Below are 16,247 nucleotides of genomic sequence, written 5' to 3'. Positions count from 1 at the left end.
AATATCAATTGCCATCCTAATTCACCTCTTATATTTTTTTATTGATATATGTAAGATTCTAAGAATTGATCAAAAACATATAACCAATGTTGTTTCAAATTTTTTGTAATAAGTTGTATATGAACATGTCCTTTTAAATAACTCAATCTAACTTTAGCTTGTTTAAAGTTTTCTGCTTTTTCGAAGAGTTTTTTACCATCAATCTTTTGAGAAGCTTCCATCGTTAGTACCAATGTTGTTTGATAAAGATCAACAATCGTTTTATGTGCACCAATTTTTGATGATAGTTTTTTATATAGTTTCTCATACATATATAAAAGTAAGTCTGCGTCTAAATCACCGAATCGATCTGTAAGTTCAAGTTTCAAATCTTCAACATCCTCAATTGAATTAAGTTCACTGATACGCTTATGAATTTCAATACGTGCACTATCTTGAGAAATATATTCTGGATCAACATGTCTCGGCGCATAAACTTCATCAATTTGAGTAGATTTAGGTTTATCTAATGATTCACCTGTCACAGCTTCTTCCAATAGCTTCATATAAAGTTCAATACCAACACTGTCAATAAACCCAGATTGTTCTGCTCCTAAAATATCCCCAGCACCTCTAATGGATAAATCTCTGAGTGCAATTTTATAACCACTTCCAAGTTCGGTAAAGTCTTCGATTGCAGATAATCTTTTTTGAGCTTCATCGTTAATATTTTTGTGTGGTTCGTATAAGAGATATGCATAAGCGATTCTATCAGAACGACCGACTCTTCCTCTAATTTGATAAAGTTGAGACAACCCTAATTTATCTGCATCATGGATAATCAAAGTGTTTGTATTAGGAATATCAACACCTGTTTCGATAATTGTAGTGGATACGAGTATATCAAACTGGTGATCGATGAAATCCGATATGACACTTTCTAATCCTTCTCTACTCATTTTACCATGAGCATAATTAATTTTCGCACTAGGAATGAGTTTTTGTAATCTCTTGACCATACCCTCTATTCCTTTGACTTGATTGAATAAATAAAAGACTTGTCCACCTCTAGCGATCTCTCTTGTGATTGCTTCTTTGATGAGCGCATCTTGTCTTTCAACGACATATGTCTGAACCGGATAACGGTTTAATGGTGGGGTTTCTATCATGGATAGATCTTTTAGTCCCATGAGTGACATTTGTAAAGTTCTAGGAATTGGAGTTGCTGAAAGTGTTAGTGTATCAACATTGTTTTTGATCTCTCTAATCTTTTCTTTATGCTCAACTCCGAATCTTTGTTCCTCATCTATAATCAGTAAACCAAGATCTTTATATTTCACATCTCCGGATAATAATCGGTGTGTTCCTATCACAACATCGACATATCCCTTCGCTAATTTATCAATAATTTGTGATTGTTGTTTTTGAGTGACAAAACGGCTTAATAATGCGACATTCGCACCATATTTATCAAATCTCTCTTTAAACGTATAGTAATGTTGTCTAGCTAATACAGTTGTAGGTACTAAATATAAAACTTGCTTCTGATTTAAGACTGCTTTAAATGCTGCGCGTAGTGCAACTTCAGTCTTACCAAAACCGACATCTCCACAGATCAAACGATCCATTGGACGAGGTTGTTCCATATCATGCTTTGTCTCGATAATGGCTTTATGTTGGTCTTTTGTTGTTTCGTATTTAAAATCTCTTTCGAATGATTCCATCATTTCATTATCTTTTGAAAACTGATGTCCAACTGCATGATCTCTTGTTGCATATAACTTAATTAGACGATCACTTAAATCTTTAATACGCATTCTAACACTTGCTTTAGTCTTACTCCAAGTTTTTCCACCTAATTTAGATAATTTCGGTTTATGTCCCTCATAGCTACTATACTTTAAGACCATATCAATTTGATCCATAGGTACATATAATGCTTCTTCATTTGCATATACAATATGCAGATAGTCTCTTTTTTCTGAGCTCAGTTCCATGGTTTTTAATCCAACATATTGTCCGATTCCGTAATCGTAATGGACTACATAATCACCAACAGTAAGATCATCGACATGTCTAATTTTTGTGGATTGTGTAAGCACACTTCTATATCTAATTGCTTTTCTAACTTTATAGTTAAAAAGTTCTGATTCATCGATTACCATAATCTTTTCATTGTGTGATATGAATGATCCATGACTTGAAACATCAATCACGTATACAAGTCTTTCAGAACCGATTTGTCTTTCAAAAGGTATGTTTTTTTGAATCAAAAACGATTTTAATTCTTCAAGATAATGTGTTGTTTTTACACACAAGTAAATTGAATACTTGCCAACTAAATCAATCATATCCGAATAAAACAATTGTAGATTTGATTGATAGTTATTGACTTCTGACACATTTAAATCATGCCCTTTATCGTTATTAAATCCGTAATTATCAATTTCGATGTGTCTATGTTTTAGTATATCTTTTAAGTCTAATCTATACTTGATTGATAAAAATGCTCTTCCGTTCATAGTGATTGCATATGTATCTAAGTCATCTTTAATGTGTTCTTGATTGACTTCCATTTTATGAACATCAATCATATAGATTTCATGTGTTTTAGAAAAATCAATGATCGTTGTTTCTGTCTCATTAAAAAACGGAATATATAAACTTAAACCATCAAGTTTTTGTCTTAAATCGATGTGTTCGATATCTAAATTGAGTTTTTCTTGTTCTCTTTCTGAAAGATCAAATTTCTCAAAATGTTTGGTGATTTTTTTTATTGCATTATCTTTCATTTGATCTGTAAAAAATAGTTCGTGGATAGGTGCAATCTCAATGTGTTTTGTTTCTGCAAAACTTCTTTGATCTTCAACCTTAAATATTTTAATTTGTTCTAACAAATCATCAAAAAAGTCTAGTCGATACGGATGTTCTGTATTTAAAGGAAACACATCTAGAATATTCCCCCTTAAAGAAAACTCACCTGGTTTTTCAACGGTAAATGAATGCTGATAACCGCTATAAACCAAAAACTGCGTTAAATCTTTGAGATCATATGTATGATCTTTATAGATATGTTTTACTGAGTTTTCATAATCTTGAGGTTTTAACTGTCTTTGACTCATACCTTGCATTGTTGTTACAACAATAAAAGAATCATCTGTCATCAATTGTTTTAATGTATACAATCTTTCACTCTTAAACTCAGGAGATCCTAATGCCATCATTGATGTTAATGTTTCATCTGCTGGGTAAAATAAAACATCATCAGGGTCATTAATATTTGATAAAGTATCATAATATTTTTGTGCCTCATAAAGATTTGCTGTAACGACAAAAATGGTTTCTTTTTCTTCCTGATATCTTTTTGAAATTAAATAGCAATTATAGACATCTGTAGAAGATTTTAAATAAACCGTTTTATTCTTCTTATTAAGTTCTTTTAAAAGTTCATCATCAAGTTTTAATAAATCAATCATGTGCCCTCCGTGAGAAAAAAACCCAAACCTATGTTTGGGTGTTAAATGTTGTCATGATATCTATAAATGATACACCATCAATAAATTGTTCGATAATCTGTATGGATTTATCAATCGCTATGGATATGGTAATCATATCCTCTTTTGAGAATTGACTTAAAACATAATGATCAAGTGGTAGCTTTGAATTCAAACCTACGCCAACCCTAACACGCTTAAACTCGTCGGAATGACATAGTCCAATAATGTTTCTTAATCCGTTATGTCCGCCATGACCACCTAAAGCTCTTAAACGAAGACGACCAACATCGAGATTAATATCATCTACAAAAACTAATACATCATCTAAATCAATATCATAATATTTCATGACTTTAATGATGGCTTCACCTGAAAGATTCATGTAAGTTGTTGGTTTTAAATATATAATTTTTTCAGATCCTTTATTTAGAGTAGTAATTTCCCCATTAAACTTTGTATCTAGTTTAAATGATAGGTGATGTTTTTTTGCGAATTCATCTAAAATCATATATCCAACATTATGTCTGGTATTATGATATTTACTCCCAGGATTTCCTAAACCTACAATTAATTTCACTCATTATCATCCTTATGTGTTATTCGATCAAATATTTGACTAATTGGTTCATCATTAACAATATGTAATATAGCTTGTCCAAGAAGTGGTCCAATAGATAATTGTTTAATCTTTCTTGAACAACAATCGTCTCTAAGTTGGATTGTATCAGTAACAACAACTTCTTTTAAAACAGATTTATCGATTCTGTCACTAGCATCTGCAGAAAACACTGCATGTGTTGCACATGCATATACTTCTTTAGCACCTGCATCAAGCAAAGCTTGTGCGCCAGCAACTAATGTCCCTGCGGTATCAATAATGTCATCTACCATAATTGCTGTTTTCCCTTTGACTTTACCAATAATATTTTGAACTTCTGCTTTATTAGGCTCAGGTCGTCTCTTATCTATAATCGCTAATGGTGCTTGAAAAATATTAGCAAATATTCTTGCTCTTGTCACACCACCATGGTCTGGTGATACAACAATGACGTCTTCTAATTTCTTTTCATTTAAAAAATAATCTGCAAGAAGTGGTGTGGCAGGAAAATTATCAATAGGTTTATCAAAGAATCCTTGAATTTGTGCTGCATGCAAATCAATTGAGATTACTCGACTAATACCGGCTGTTTGAAGCATATCTGCTACAAGTTTAGCTGTAATAGGCTGTCTTGATTTTGATTTTCTATCTTGTCTTGAATAACCATAGTAAGGCATAATGACAGTTACTGACTTAGCTGATGCTCTTTTTAGTGCATCTGTAAAAATTAACAATTCCATTAAATGCTCATTTGCTGGAGCTGATGTTGATTGGACAACAAAAACATGATGCCCTCTAACACTTTCTTCAATATTAACTGATATTTCACCATCAGCAAATTTCACAACATCCACATTGGATATTTCTATTCCTGATGTTTTTGAAATTTCTTCTGCTAACTTTCTGTTAGAGCTCAACGCAAACAATTTAATCTTTTTTCCATAAACAATAGACATCTGATTCGCACCTCTTCGTTATTCTCATCTCTATTATACATGATTTATAGTGATATTTTTAGTGATTTCATCAATAAAATCAATAAAATTTACAGTTAACTTCTGTTTATATTTATACAAACGAAAAGCCACTCATGTAGAGTGACTCTATATACTTTTTTTAAGCCGCTTCAATAAGTTCAATGCGCATCCACTTTCTTTGATACCACCTAAAGACCATTGACAGCCCCCTAAATATCTCATCCATGGATAATGCAATAAAAACACCCAAAATGCCCATTTCTAATCGGATTGCTAATATATATGTAAATAATACTGCAAATCCAAACATCGATATGGCAGCCATGATCACTGGGAAAATCGTATCTCCAGCTGAGCGTAATGCAGCAATAAATATCATGTTTAGTGCACGTCCTAACTCAATAAAAATTGCAAAATATAGTACTTTTCTTACCATCTCAGTAATAACCGGGTCATCTGTTAATAAAGCAATCATAGGATAAGCTAACAAGTTAACAGCCCCTACAATAACAAAAATTAATACATATGCAACTCTTGTGGTTTTAAACGTATGTTTAAATGCAATATCATACTCTCTTTCACCGATGTAGTAACCCACAATAATTGAGTTACCACTCGCCAGTGCAAAACTAAAAATAAATACATACGATAAGATGAGCATGATATATGATTGTGCAATAACTGCTTCTGGACTAATTTGATTAATAAAAAATAATATGAGTACTTGAGCTATATTGTAAAGAACATTTTCGGTTGCTCCAGGTATACCTACATATAATATTTTTCTAAGTTGAATGATGTGAAATCTCAACTTGTGAAGTTTTATTTTTAATAATTTATATGCAAAATAAATGAGTAATAACACCATGACGATTCTTGCAACGAGAGTTCCGATAGCTGCACCTTGAACACCTAAAGAAGGAGCACCAAATAAACCATATATAAGTACAGCATTAACTACAACATTAACTAAGTTACCGACACCCATAATCATCATAACAACTTTTGGATGGCTGAAGCTTCTAAAAGCGTTAGATAGTCCTACACGAATAGATACAAACAATAAAGAAAATCCAACGATTTTAATATATGTTGATGCATCTTCTATAAATACTTCATCTGTACCAATCATATGTATAAAACTTCTTCCAAAAAACATTACAACAAGAGAAAGGATTACACCTAGAACAAAATTACCTAAAACTCCAGTAACAACTGTATCTTTCGCTTTTTGTTCTTGATTCGCACCTAAGTACTGGGCTGCAACGACACCAATACCTAAAGCCAAAACATTGACAACAATTGCAAACAAAAACAATATCCTATTTGCAATCCCCACACTACCAACAGCCGTATCCGAGTAATTTGATAACATAATGGTATCTACTGTTCCAAGTAAAGTAAAAAAGAGCAGTTCAATAAATATAGGCCATGACAATTTATATATATTTTTTTCTAATTTTTTCATATTATAACACCTAATTTCCAATGTATTATATCATTAATTTATTTAAAAAAATCAATTAAAATCTATAAAACGGTTTCATCTTCTAATTTGGCAAATTGTTTAGTTCCTTCAAAATTCTAATTTGTTGATAAAAAATATAAACTGTGATAATATTTAGGCAAATCAATAAATAAAAGGAGTTTGATTATGGATTCTGCAAAAACAATGAATGATAAGTTATCATTCCCTAGTTTAATTCGTTTTAACAAAATCATGGGATCAGTGCACTTAGCGCAAGGTGTGCTCATGATGTTATTTGCTTTTTTAATTTATCCTAACTTAGATGGTAGTGGAACACAATCATTCACCATTCCAGTTATTGGAAATTATCTAGAGTTCGTTCAAGGTCAAGGTTTAGTACTAACACCAACGGACACATTGTTTGAATTACCATTCTTACCATTAACAGCAAGTTTCTTACTGATCTCTGGTATTTTTCATTTCATTATCGCATTCCCTTATAAAGATAAATATGTCAGTGATCTTAAAAAAGGCATTAACAAACTTAGATGGTATGAATATGCGATAAGTTCATCTTTAATGATTGTTTTAATTTCATCATTATTTGGTGTAAGAGATATCGCAGTGTTCGTTTTAATTGCTTTAGCTAATGCTGCTATGAACTTATTCGGTTTAGATATGGAATTACTAAACAGCGGCGAAAACAAAACTGAAAAGAAGACTAACTGGTTACCATTTATCTTCGGTTCTGTTATTGGTATTGCGCCATGGTTAGCAATCGTGTTCTATATTGGTGTTAATCCAAACTTAGATGCTGTTCCAGGATTTGTATGGGCTATTTTAGTTACTTACTTCTTAGCATTTAACACATTCCCAGTCAACATGTATCTTCAATATAAGGGTATTGGTAAGTTTAAGAATTACTTATATGGTGAACGTGGATATATCGTTTTATCATTAGTTGCTAAGACAATCTTAACCTGGTTAGTATTATTTGGTGCATTCCAACCTTAATCCCACTAGATTATCATATAATAATATTTTGATTGTAAATTTTAAAAACTCAGTATTGATCAACTGAGTTTTTTTGTTTTTATTAAAAGTAAAAAAGAGTTTATTTTGCTGTGAAATGTGAAATAAACTTTGAAGTCATCTTTTCAGTGTGTGCATACAAAAAAATACACCTTATTAACTAAAGTGTATTTGTCATTTAAACATGCTATTCTTCTTGTCCGCTTTCTAATAACTCATTATAAGCTTGAACAATGGCATCTTCGATGAGTTTTCTCATTTCACCGTGGATTGGGTGTGCGATGTCTCTAAAAGTTCCGTTTGGAGTCTTTTTACTTGGCATAGCGACAAACAAACCATTCTCACCTTCGATGATTCTAATGTCATGCACAACAAAACTTTCATCAAAAGTAATTGTTGCTACTCCTCTTAATCTACTTTCGCTTTGAACTGCTTTAACTCTAACATCTGTAATTTTCATTGTGCCCTCCAAGACGCTATATTTTATACCTAAATTATAGCACAATCAATCATTGATATAAAGTTTTTTTACGTTTTTATGCTTGTTTTGATTAATTTAACCCCCATTTTTTGGGCTTTTTTAACCATTTTGGGTATATTTAGATTTGAATTCACCATAAAGAAGGTAGAACCGCTACCACTCATCATGATATGTTCATCTACTTCTTTTAAGTCTTGATAAATGCTTTTTAACTCTGGATAACACATGAATGTAGTTTTTAATAAGTCGTTATATAGTGATTGATAGAAGGTTGGCCAAGATTTAGATTTATATAGATCTAATAACTGATCAAATCTAGATTGATGTGCTTCAATCACGTGATGCTTAAAAACTTGTGCTGTTGAAACATGAATGTCTGGACAAAATAAATATACATTTTGAATCATTGGGGATTCCAAGAACTCTATATGTTCTCCTCTACCATAAACATAAGCTGGTCTTTCATAAAGACAAAATAATGTGTCAGAACCTAAAGAAAGGGCAATCTCTTCCAATTCTTTGTTTTCCAAATTAAGATTCCATAACTGATTAAGCCCTCTGATGGTTGCTGCTATATCTGCTGAGCCACCTGCAAGTCCTGCACCAATAGGAATCCTTTTTTTCAGTGTGATGTGTACACCATCTTTAACTTGGTACTTATCTTTTATAAAACACGCTGTTTTTATGATTGCGTTATCTTTGATTTCAATATCACTTGATAACTGGATTTCAGGATGTTTTTTAAATGTGAGTTCATCATGAAGATCTATGGGTATCATTATCATTTTTAAATCATGATAACCATCTTCTCTTTTTCGATTGACATCTAAAACAAGATTAATTTTTGCATGTGCTTTTTCATAAATCATAAGGCCACATCCTTGCGATATCTAAAAATTCATTTATGGTGATTTTTTCAGCGCGAATATTGATATCTAAGTCATTTTTTTCTAAAAAAGACTGTAGGTCTTCTTTAGGAATTTGATAGGCTTCAAACCAATTATTAACAAGTGTCTTTCGTTTTTGTTTAAATGCAGTTTTTACAATATCTAAAAAAATCTTTTCTTCTTCAGGTTTTAAAAGTGGTTCATCTCTTTTTTCAATTCGAATAACTGCGCTATCTACATTTGGTTTTGGAACGAACATATGTCTTTTAACATCCATCATTTTATACACTTTCGCAAAATAATTAATGACAACTGATAAGTGATTATAAGCTTTTGTCCCAGGTGTAGCAACAAGTCTATCACAAACCTCTTTTTGAATCATAAGTGATGCGGTTTTGATTTCTTCTGTTTCTAGAAGTTTAAAAATAATCGGGGTTGTAATATAATAAGGTACGTTTGCGACTACGTGTAGTTCATCTCCATAAGCCTTTAGATCTTGTTCCATAAAATCAGCGTATACAATATCTAAGTTTTCATATGCTTGTTCAATTGGATCTAAAATTGGTTTTAATGATTTATCAATTTCAAAACAAGTCAAACGATGGGCTTGTTCAGCCAAAAAAGAAGTCAAAGCTCCTTGTCCTGGACCAACTTCTATAACATCTTTATCTTTAATATGTGATTGGTTTACAATTTTCTTTAATAGATTTTTATCTCTTAAAAAGTTTTGTCCATATCTTTTTTTGGCTTGGTGTTGCATGAAATAACCTCGCATACATCTCTTTTGAGTAGACCAAAAGCTTTCAATCTGTACATAAGTGTTTTACCATTAACGTGTCCTAGATGTAAGGCTTTTGATAATTGTTCTCTTAAGTTTTTACTATCTTTATGAGCAATCAGCTTAACATCATATAAAAAATTTATATCAATATCTGTTTGTTGATCATCGTTTGATTTATATATTTTTTCTAAAGCTTTTTCAATATCAACTTTATTTGCATGTTCTACACCTAGTTTTTTATAGTTTTTACTGTGTGCTTTATCTTTTTCGATAAATGCATGGTAAACATGCTTTAATTTAGAAGATAAATGATCCCTGATTCTTTTTCCTGGATAATCTGGATCTAAAAAAAGAATAATATCGTGTGTCTCATCAAGTTTGATCAATGCATCCAAAGTAGCATCCGATATTTCAGAACCATTTGTTGTTAGTATAAACATATCAGGGTAGAATTGTTTTAGTTTTGAATAATCGTTTTTTCCTTCTACTACATATACTTTAGGTCTCATATATTTCTATAGAAGAATTTTGGGTCTTCTTTTACTCCTGTTAAAACTAAACCTTTGATAAGTTTTGACTGTTCCTTTAATGTTGATAAAGTTCCATCTTTAAGTAGTATGCAAATCTCTTCTCCAAAATGCATCGTATCGTCTTGGTATGCAAAATTAGAAACAGTTCGATATGCAGTAAAATACTTTTTATCTTCACCATATTTTTCTTCAATCGCTTTGATTTGTCTTTCTGTAGTGATATCATCAGCTAAATATTTCCATATATGACGATTTAAAAAATCATCAGCTAAAGTTTTTAAAATTTGATCTTTTGATCTTGTAAAACTTGAGATTAAACCATTCATATAAAAATCGTCTATTCTAATGTAACTTTCTAAATCTTCTGGATTTTCAATGATTCTCTTCAATGCTTCTACATCTGCATTAAACTCAAACCCTTGAACACATAAATCTTTAACTCGGTGATAAATCTTTTCTAAAATCGTTTCATAAGATCTAGAAACAGGATGGTAATAAACTTGCCAGTACATATGATATCTACTAATTAAATAATTTTCAATTGCGTGAATTCCAGATACATGAAAAACGATTTTTCCATCTTTTACATCTAAAACTCTCATGATGCGATCTAAATCAACATGTCCATAAGCGGTTCCTGTGAAATAAGCATCTCTTTCTAAATAATCTAATCGATCGACATCTAGCTGACTTGATATGAGTTGTTCGATTAAAGGAAACTTACCCTGTTTTAAAATCACACTTGCGACATCTGCTGGAAAATGATCATCAATCGTTTTCAATATATCTCTGATCTCATAGCGATTTGTTACCATTCGTGCTCCTATTTTTTCATGATTCACATGAAATACATCCTCAAATGCATGTGAATATGCCCCATGGCCAACATCGTGGAGTAAAGCCGCAGCTAAAAAGATGAGCTTTGTTCTCTCATCTAAAATCTCTTTTAATGCTTTAACTGAAGAAAACCTATTTGCCAACTCATAGACACCTAAACTATGTGAAAACCTAGAGTGTTCTGCACCATGAAAAACCATTTGCACACCGCTAAGTTGTCTTATCCTTCTTAATCTTTGAAATAGATTTGAGTCAATCAATTTTTTGATAAAATCATAATCAACATGGATATATCCATAGATGGGATCTTTTAATACAAGTTGTTTTTCTAATCGTTTCACCATAACCCTCCTCGTATAATATGTAGTGTAGATTTAGGTTGATACCTTACTACATATCATTATTTATAAGTTTGAAGTCCTAGTGTTATAATTAAATCAAGATGTAACCAGAAGAATCTGCTTCCACTCCTTGCACATCATGGTGCTATTTAAGCGTGCAAACCTGCTTGATTGGCTTATCTGCTAACCGGTTGTTGTTACCCGTTAGATTTCACTCAACTTCTATGTCTAACGGTGGTTTCTTATTGGCGAGGCTGCAGTTGTCTTTCAAGGCTAGGACTTCTCTTATATCTATTTTCCCTTGAAAGAAGGTGTTCTTTTGAATCATACTTTATGTGTTGGTATTGACGTTGCTAAACTGTCCAATCACGTTTATGCACTTAACTTTAATCGTGATAAACTTTTATCTGTCAATATTCCTAATACCCAAGATGGTGCGAACTTAATTGAAACGCATATTTTAAAACTTCTTGATAAACATCATCTCTCTAAAGTCATTGTCATCTTAGAGTCAACTGGTGTTTACTCCGGTCATCTTGCGACCTACTTATCAGCTTCTAAGTTTTTGAGTGTTTTCGATATCAAAGTTTATCTCATCAATCCTAAAATTTCTAAAAATTATAGAAAAAGTTTTGCTGATATGGATAAAACTGATCCTAAAGATGCTTACATCTTAGCTGATATTGCTAGAGTTGGAAGAACCGATGAGTTAACTCCCTTTAAAGGTGGTCAAAGACTTGCTTTAGAAAGACTCACAAGGCATAGACTTCATATTGCTGAAAAACTATCCAATGAGAAGGTTTATGCCCTTAATAACGTGTTTATAAAGTTTTCTAACTTTGAAACTATATTTTCTAATAACTTTGGATCAACTGCTGTTGATCTCTTATTAGATTATAAAACCATTGATGATATTATCGATTCATCTTTAGAAGATTTATCTGACTTTGTTGCTAAATCAAGTAAAAATCGCTTTGATAATTCACTTGATATCGCTGCTAAGATCCAAAAAGCTGCTAGAGATTCTTATCGTCTTGATAAAGTTTCTTATGATCCTATTAATACAGCTCTCGCCTCATCCATAAATGTCATTAAATGTTATGAACATGAAATGAAAGATATTGATAAAGCCATTTTGCGACAAGTCGCTGGGTTTAATCATGATCACTATCAAATCTTAACGTCTATACCTGGTATTGGTAAAGTTTATGCAGCCGGTATCTTAGCTGAGATTGTTGATATTAGTCAGTTTGAATCCAATGATGCACTTGCTAAATATGCAGGTATTACCTGGCGTAAAAATCAATCCGGGAAATTCACCGCTGATGAGACTTACATGACTAAAACTGGAAATAAATATTTGCGCTACTTTTTAATCCAAGCAGCCAACATGGCTAGAATTCATATACCTGAGTATCGTGATTTTTATCATAAGAAATATGATGAAGTCACGACTCATCAACACAAACGTGCACTCGCCTTAACTGCTAGAAAACTTATTCGTCTTATCTATGGTTTGTTGAGTACCAATAGACTTTATAAGTAAAACTTAATTAGATTAATTCTTATAACTTTTACTTTTTTAAGCATGTCTTTAAATGATGCTTTTTATTAAATTTTACTCGTTTTTTTAATTTTTAGTGCTTGACATCTTTACCGGTTGCTTATGGTAAAAAAGCACCTAAAGGTGCTTATTCATTGATTGTGTATGACTTAACTAGTTCGACTTCATCACCAGTCACTAACATAAACGCACTACCATCATCTGTATCTAAATGGCAATCTAATGCATATTTCGGACTTACACGACATAAAACATTATCTAAGATACCTGCTTTAACACCGTTAACTTTTAAACTTACAACTTGTCCATTTGTTACACCAAATTGTTTCGCTTCTTCATCTGAAAAATGGATATGGCGATCTGCAATGATTACACCTTCGCTTAACTCAACTTGTCCTTTTGGACCAATTAATGTGCATGGTCCTGAACCTACTACATCACCAGATGATCTTACTGGTGCTTCAAATTTAAATCTTAAAGCGTCACTTCTTGAAATCTCTACTTGTGATGCTGGGCGCACCGGACCTAAGATGCGTACACCTGATAAAAGTTTACCTTGTGGACTCATTACGTCTACTTTTTCGTTTGCAGCGTATTGTCCTGGTTGACTTAAATCTTTCATCGGTGTCAACTCGTAACCTTTACCAAATAGTGTTTCTAAATGTTCTTGTGTTACATGGAGATGACGACCAGATATTCCTACTGGTATTTTTTTCATATTCTATTCCTCCTACATACGAAATGATTATATCATTTTTTGATATGTTTTTCAACGAAATTATGATAGAATAAAGCCAAGAAAGAGGTGTATTTATGTCGACAATATTTGAAAAAATTATTGCCAGAGAAATCCCAGCTCATATCGTTTATGAAGATGATTTAGTGATATCGTTTTTAGATATATCACAAGCGACTGAGGGGCATACGCTTGTTGTACCTAAAAAAGCGTATGAAAACATTTTTGAAGTACCCGATGATTTGTTAGCTCATACAATTTTAATTACAAAAAAAATAGCTAATGCATGTAAGGAAGCTTTCCCATTAAAAGGATTAAACATCTTAAGTAATAATGGTGAAGTTGCTGGTCAAACCGTATTTCATTTCCACTTCCATGTCATTCCAAGATTCGATTTGTCAGATGTTTCATTTAAGTTTACAAACCACATGAATGAAACATCAAAAGAAATGTATAAAAAAAGAGCACTCCAAATTATAGAGGCTCTATCGTAAACTCAACACCTGGATTAACATTTTTAACAGATAACTGTAAATTGAAATGTTCACAAGTCTTTTGAACAATACTCATCCCTAAACCAAATTGGCCTTTGCTGCCTTTTTCGTATGGCTTGAATAATTGTTCTATAAATTTATCACTTATTGGCTCACCATCGTTATAGAAGGTGAGTTTTTTATTATTTAACGTAATCTTTATTTCTTTTTTAGCATATCTAAGTGCATTATCTAAAATATTACTAAATACAGTTAATAGATTTTCTTTGGTTGCAAAATATGTTGAGTCATCTAACTCTGTTTTTATTTTTATCTGTGTCCTATATTTTTGTTGATTTATGATGTTTTTAATTAAATCCTTTATTCTAATCGTCTCAAATGTAGACGGATCTTTTAAATACTCTAACTTATTAAGCTCTAGCAGTTGTTTAACTTTTTGATTTAATATATCTGCTTGTTTGATGACGATCTTTGCTTCTTTAGGATCAGATATGCCATCAGAAATAGCTTCTGCATAAGATCTAATAACAGCAATTGGTGTTTTAAAATCATGAGATATATTTTGGAGCATTTCTTGCTTGATATTTTCATTAAGCTCGATCTCACGTCTCATCTTTTCAATTGTTCTTGCCAAATCAGTGATTTCGTCATCTCCACCCATTTTAATAGGTACTTTATAATTGTTTTTTGTAAGTAGTGCGACTTCACCTTCAAGGTGTTTAACACGATCAACTGTAATTCTAGACCACATAAGTATGGTTATATTACCTAGAAGTATGATTGCAACCAAACTCACTAATACGACAGCTGAAAATCTTGTATTTGTAACAGATAAATAGTCATCTCCAGTAAACACGATGACAAAGTCTGAATCAGATCTTCTTTGAAATCTAAAATAATATGTTTTATCATCTTCAATATCTTCAGCTTCAAAACCTGGTCTTACACTAAACATTTGATAAAGTCTACTTGTCGTATATTGATCGTCTAACACGTCGCTAAAATTACTCGAAGCATAAAGCAATCTTCCGTTTTGATAAACAACATATCCGTTGTATCTATTATTTGTTGGTCTTGATAATGGTGCCATTTGAATGATTTCATTGAAATAGGCATTAAGTTGATCCTTGTTCTGTTGTACTCTTGATTCTCTTATGACTTGTGTGACTGCAAACAAAAAAACGAAACTAGTCAGCACAGTTACAATCGTAAAAATAAGATTAATTTGTGTCGATAATTTCAGTTTTTTAAATTTTCTCATAATAAGCGATATCCATATCCGTAGATCGTTTCAATCTTTAATTCAGGCATCTTATGTCTTAAGCGTCTAAGAAGATCATCAACAACACGGTCACTACCGTAGTAATTATCTCCCCAAACGTGCTTTAATATTTCTTCTCTAGAAAAAGCTTTATTCGGATTTTTGATGAAAAAAGATAGTAATTCAAACTCTTTATTTGTAAGATCAATCATTCCATCATTTGCTTTTATTTCTCTTTTTGTAATATTAATCTCATATTGATCATAGTGAATAATTTCTGATACTTGAAAGTGACTTTGTCTTTTGAGTACAGCCTTAACTCTTAATATGAGTTCTCTTGGAGAATAAGGTTTAGCTAAATAATCGTCACTCCCTAGCTCTAATCCCATAATCTTATCTAAATCTTGGTCTCTGGCAGACGTAAAAATAACCGCTGCATCAGATTCATTTGCCTTAAGTGCTTTAATGATATCGTATCCACTCACATCACCAGTAAGCATGATATCTAAAATCCATAAATCAACATCATCATGAATATGTTCCATTGCAGATTCACCATCAAAAAAAACAGTGACGTCAAATCCTTCTCTCATTAAATATTTTTTGATAATACCAGCTAAATCTTGTTCGTCTTCAACATAATAGATTTTCATATGAGCACCCTCCTATATAGTAAAATAAGTGTGCGTTTGCACACTTATTATAACATAGAGTCTATAAATAAAGAGAAAAATGAAGTACCTATAGTATAACAAAACACTATGTGATGTCTATGTTTTTTTAA

General features: G+C 31.8%; 15 protein-coding genes. 3 read left to right on the top strand and 12 right to left on the bottom strand.

Annotation, left to right across the window (positions count from 1 at the left end; translation table 11 throughout):
- Window positions 1–38 precede the first annotated feature (38 nt).
- The 4 genes from BK011_00150 to BK011_00135 all read right to left on the bottom strand — a co-directional run bounded on the left by BK011_00150 (window position 39) and on the right by BK011_00135 (window position 6,519).
- Window positions 39–3,455, bottom strand: a complete 3,417-nt coding sequence (locus BK011_00150) for a transcription-repair coupling factor (protein AUD64178.1) — start codon at window positions 3,453–3,455, stop codon at window positions 39–41.
- Window positions 3,456–3,483: 28 nt separating this feature from the next.
- On the bottom strand, window positions 3,484–4,053 hold the full coding sequence (locus BK011_00145) for an aminoacyl-tRNA hydrolase (GenBank protein ID AUD64177.1): 570 nt from the start codon (window positions 4,051–4,053) through the stop codon (window positions 3,484–3,486).
- Window positions 4,050–5,030: a ribose-phosphate pyrophosphokinase gene (locus BK011_00140; GenBank protein AUD64176.1), complete on the bottom strand. Its 981-nt coding sequence runs from the start codon at window positions 5,028–5,030 to the stop codon at window positions 4,050–4,052. Before BK011_00140 ends, BK011_00145 begins: the two co-directional genes overlap by 4 nt.
- A gap of 160 nt (window positions 5,031–5,190) precedes the next feature.
- Window positions 5,191–6,519 carry a hypothetical protein gene (locus BK011_00135; protein ID AUD64175.1) on the bottom strand — a complete coding sequence of 443 codons (1,329 nt, stop codon included), beginning with the start codon at window positions 6,517–6,519 and terminating at the stop codon, window positions 5,191–5,193.
- A 204-nt stretch (window positions 6,520–6,723) separates the two neighbouring features.
- Here BK011_00135 and BK011_00130 point away from each other — a divergent pair, with 204 nt between their 5' ends.
- Complete coding sequence (locus BK011_00130; GenBank protein ID AUD66096.1) at window positions 6,724–7,533, top strand: hypothetical protein; 810 nt, start codon at window positions 6,724–6,726, stop codon at window positions 7,531–7,533.
- A 205-nt stretch (window positions 7,534–7,738) separates the two neighbouring features.
- On the opposite strand, the gene BK011_00125 is transcribed toward BK011_00130, so the two are convergent.
- From BK011_00125 to BK011_00105, 5 genes are all read right to left on the bottom strand, one after another.
- A complete protein-coding gene (locus BK011_00125; GenBank protein ID AUD64174.1) occupies window positions 7,739–8,011 on the bottom strand; it encodes a septation protein SpoVG in 273 nt (90 codons plus the stop codon).
- 68 nt (window positions 8,012–8,079) lie between these two features.
- Entirely contained in the window at window positions 8,080–8,901 is an 822-nt protein-coding gene (locus tag BK011_00120; protein ID AUD64173.1) for a 4-(cytidine 5'-diphospho)-2-C-methyl-D-erythritol kinase, read from the bottom strand.
- Window positions 8,891–9,679 (bottom strand): hypothetical protein, encoded by a 789-nt coding sequence (locus BK011_00115; protein ID AUD64172.1) that lies wholly within the window; start codon window positions 9,677–9,679, stop codon window positions 8,891–8,893. Before BK011_00115 ends, BK011_00120 begins: the two co-directional genes overlap by 11 nt.
- Window positions 9,637–10,209, bottom strand: coding sequence for a ribonuclease M5 (locus BK011_00110; protein ID AUD64171.1), 573 nt, complete (start codon window positions 10,207–10,209; stop codon window positions 9,637–9,639). Before BK011_00110 ends, BK011_00115 begins: the two co-directional genes overlap by 43 nt.
- Window positions 10,206–11,411 (bottom strand): phosphohydrolase, encoded by a 1,206-nt coding sequence (locus tag BK011_00105; protein AUD64170.1) that lies wholly within the window; start codon window positions 11,409–11,411, stop codon window positions 10,206–10,208. Before BK011_00105 ends, BK011_00110 begins: the two co-directional genes overlap by 4 nt.
- A 316-nt stretch (window positions 11,412–11,727) precedes the next feature.
- Here BK011_00105 and BK011_00100 point away from each other — a divergent pair, with 316 nt between their 5' ends.
- Window positions 11,728–12,954, top strand: coding sequence for a hypothetical protein (locus BK011_00100; GenBank protein ID AUD64169.1), 1,227 nt, complete (start codon window positions 11,728–11,730; stop codon window positions 12,952–12,954).
- A 145-nt stretch (window positions 12,955–13,099) separates the two neighbouring features.
- On the opposite strand, the gene BK011_00095 is transcribed toward BK011_00100, so the two are convergent.
- Window positions 13,100–13,690, bottom strand: a complete 591-nt coding sequence (locus tag BK011_00095) for a propanediol utilization protein (protein AUD64168.1) — start codon at window positions 13,688–13,690, stop codon at window positions 13,100–13,102.
- Window positions 13,691–13,785: 95 nt separating this feature from the next.
- Here BK011_00095 and BK011_00090 point away from each other — a divergent pair, with 95 nt between their 5' ends.
- Window positions 13,786–14,202 carry a diadenosine tetraphosphate hydrolase gene (locus tag BK011_00090; GenBank protein ID AUD64167.1) on the top strand — a complete coding sequence of 139 codons (417 nt, stop codon included), beginning with the start codon at window positions 13,786–13,788 and terminating at the stop codon, window positions 14,200–14,202.
- On the opposite strand, the gene BK011_00085 is transcribed toward BK011_00090, so the two are convergent.
- Window positions 14,183–15,463: a hypothetical protein gene (locus BK011_00085; GenBank protein AUD64166.1), complete on the bottom strand. Its 1,281-nt coding sequence runs from the start codon at window positions 15,461–15,463 to the stop codon at window positions 14,183–14,185. The genes BK011_00090 and BK011_00085 overlap by 20 nt on opposite strands.
- The gene (locus BK011_00080) at window positions 15,460–16,116 is read right to left on the bottom strand and encodes a DNA-binding response regulator (protein ID AUD64165.1); all 657 of its coding nucleotides are present in this window, start codon (window positions 16,114–16,116) and stop codon (window positions 15,460–15,462) included. The genes BK011_00085 and BK011_00080 overlap by 4 nt, the downstream gene beginning before the upstream one ends.
- Between the last annotated feature and the right edge of the window lie 131 nt (window positions 16,117–16,247).

The organism is Tenericutes bacterium MZ-XQ, assembly GCA_002838205.1.
Taxonomy (GTDB): domain Bacteria; phylum Bacillota_I; class Bacilli_A; order Acholeplasmatales; family Acholeplasmataceae; genus Mariniplasma.
Note: the sequence above shows the minus strand (reverse complement) of the source record. Positions and strands in the feature narration are given on the sequence as shown.

Bases quoted from the DNA above. Each gene is read 5' to 3' on its own strand.
- BK011_00150 (AUD64178.1), bottom strand. From the start codon at position 3,455: ATGATTGATTTATTAAAACTTGATGATGAACTTTTAAAAGAACTTAAT.
- BK011_00140 (AUD64176.1), bottom strand. From the start codon at position 5,030: ATGTCTATTGTTTATGGAAAAAAGATTAAATTGTTTGCGTTGAGCTCT.
- BK011_00135 (AUD64175.1), bottom strand. From the start codon at position 6,519: ATGAAAAAATTAGAAAAAAATATATATAAATTGTCATGGCCTATATTT.
- BK011_00130 (AUD66096.1), top strand. From the start codon at position 6,724: ATGAATGATAAGTTATCATTCCCTAGTTTAATTCGTTTTAACAAAATC.
- BK011_00125 (AUD64174.1), bottom strand. From the start codon at position 8,011: ATGAAAATTACAGATGTTAGAGTTAAAGCAGTTCAAAGCGAAAGTAGA.
- BK011_00120 (AUD64173.1), bottom strand. From the start codon at position 8,901: ATGATTTATGAAAAAGCACATGCAAAAATTAATCTTGTTTTAGATGTC.
- BK011_00115 (AUD64172.1), bottom strand. From the start codon at position 9,679: ATGCAACACCAAGCCAAAAAAAGATATGGACAAAACTTTTTAAGAGAT.
- BK011_00110 (AUD64171.1), bottom strand. From the start codon at position 10,209: ATGAGACCTAAAGTATATGTAGTAGAAGGAAAAAACGATTATTCAAAA.
- BK011_00105 (AUD64170.1), bottom strand. From the start codon at position 11,411: ATGGTGAAACGATTAGAAAAACAACTTGTATTAAAAGATCCCATCTAT.
- BK011_00095 (AUD64168.1), bottom strand. From the start codon at position 13,690: ATGAAAAAAATACCAGTAGGAATATCTGGTCGTCATCTCCATGTAACA.
- BK011_00090 (AUD64167.1), top strand. From the start codon at position 13,786: ATGTCGACAATATTTGAAAAAATTATTGCCAGAGAAATCCCAGCTCAT.
- BK011_00085 (AUD64166.1), bottom strand. From the start codon at position 15,463: ATGAGAAAATTTAAAAAACTGAAATTATCGACACAAATTAATCTTATT.
- BK011_00080 (AUD64165.1), bottom strand. From the start codon at position 16,116: ATGAAAATCTATTATGTTGAAGACGAACAAGATTTAGCTGGTATTATC.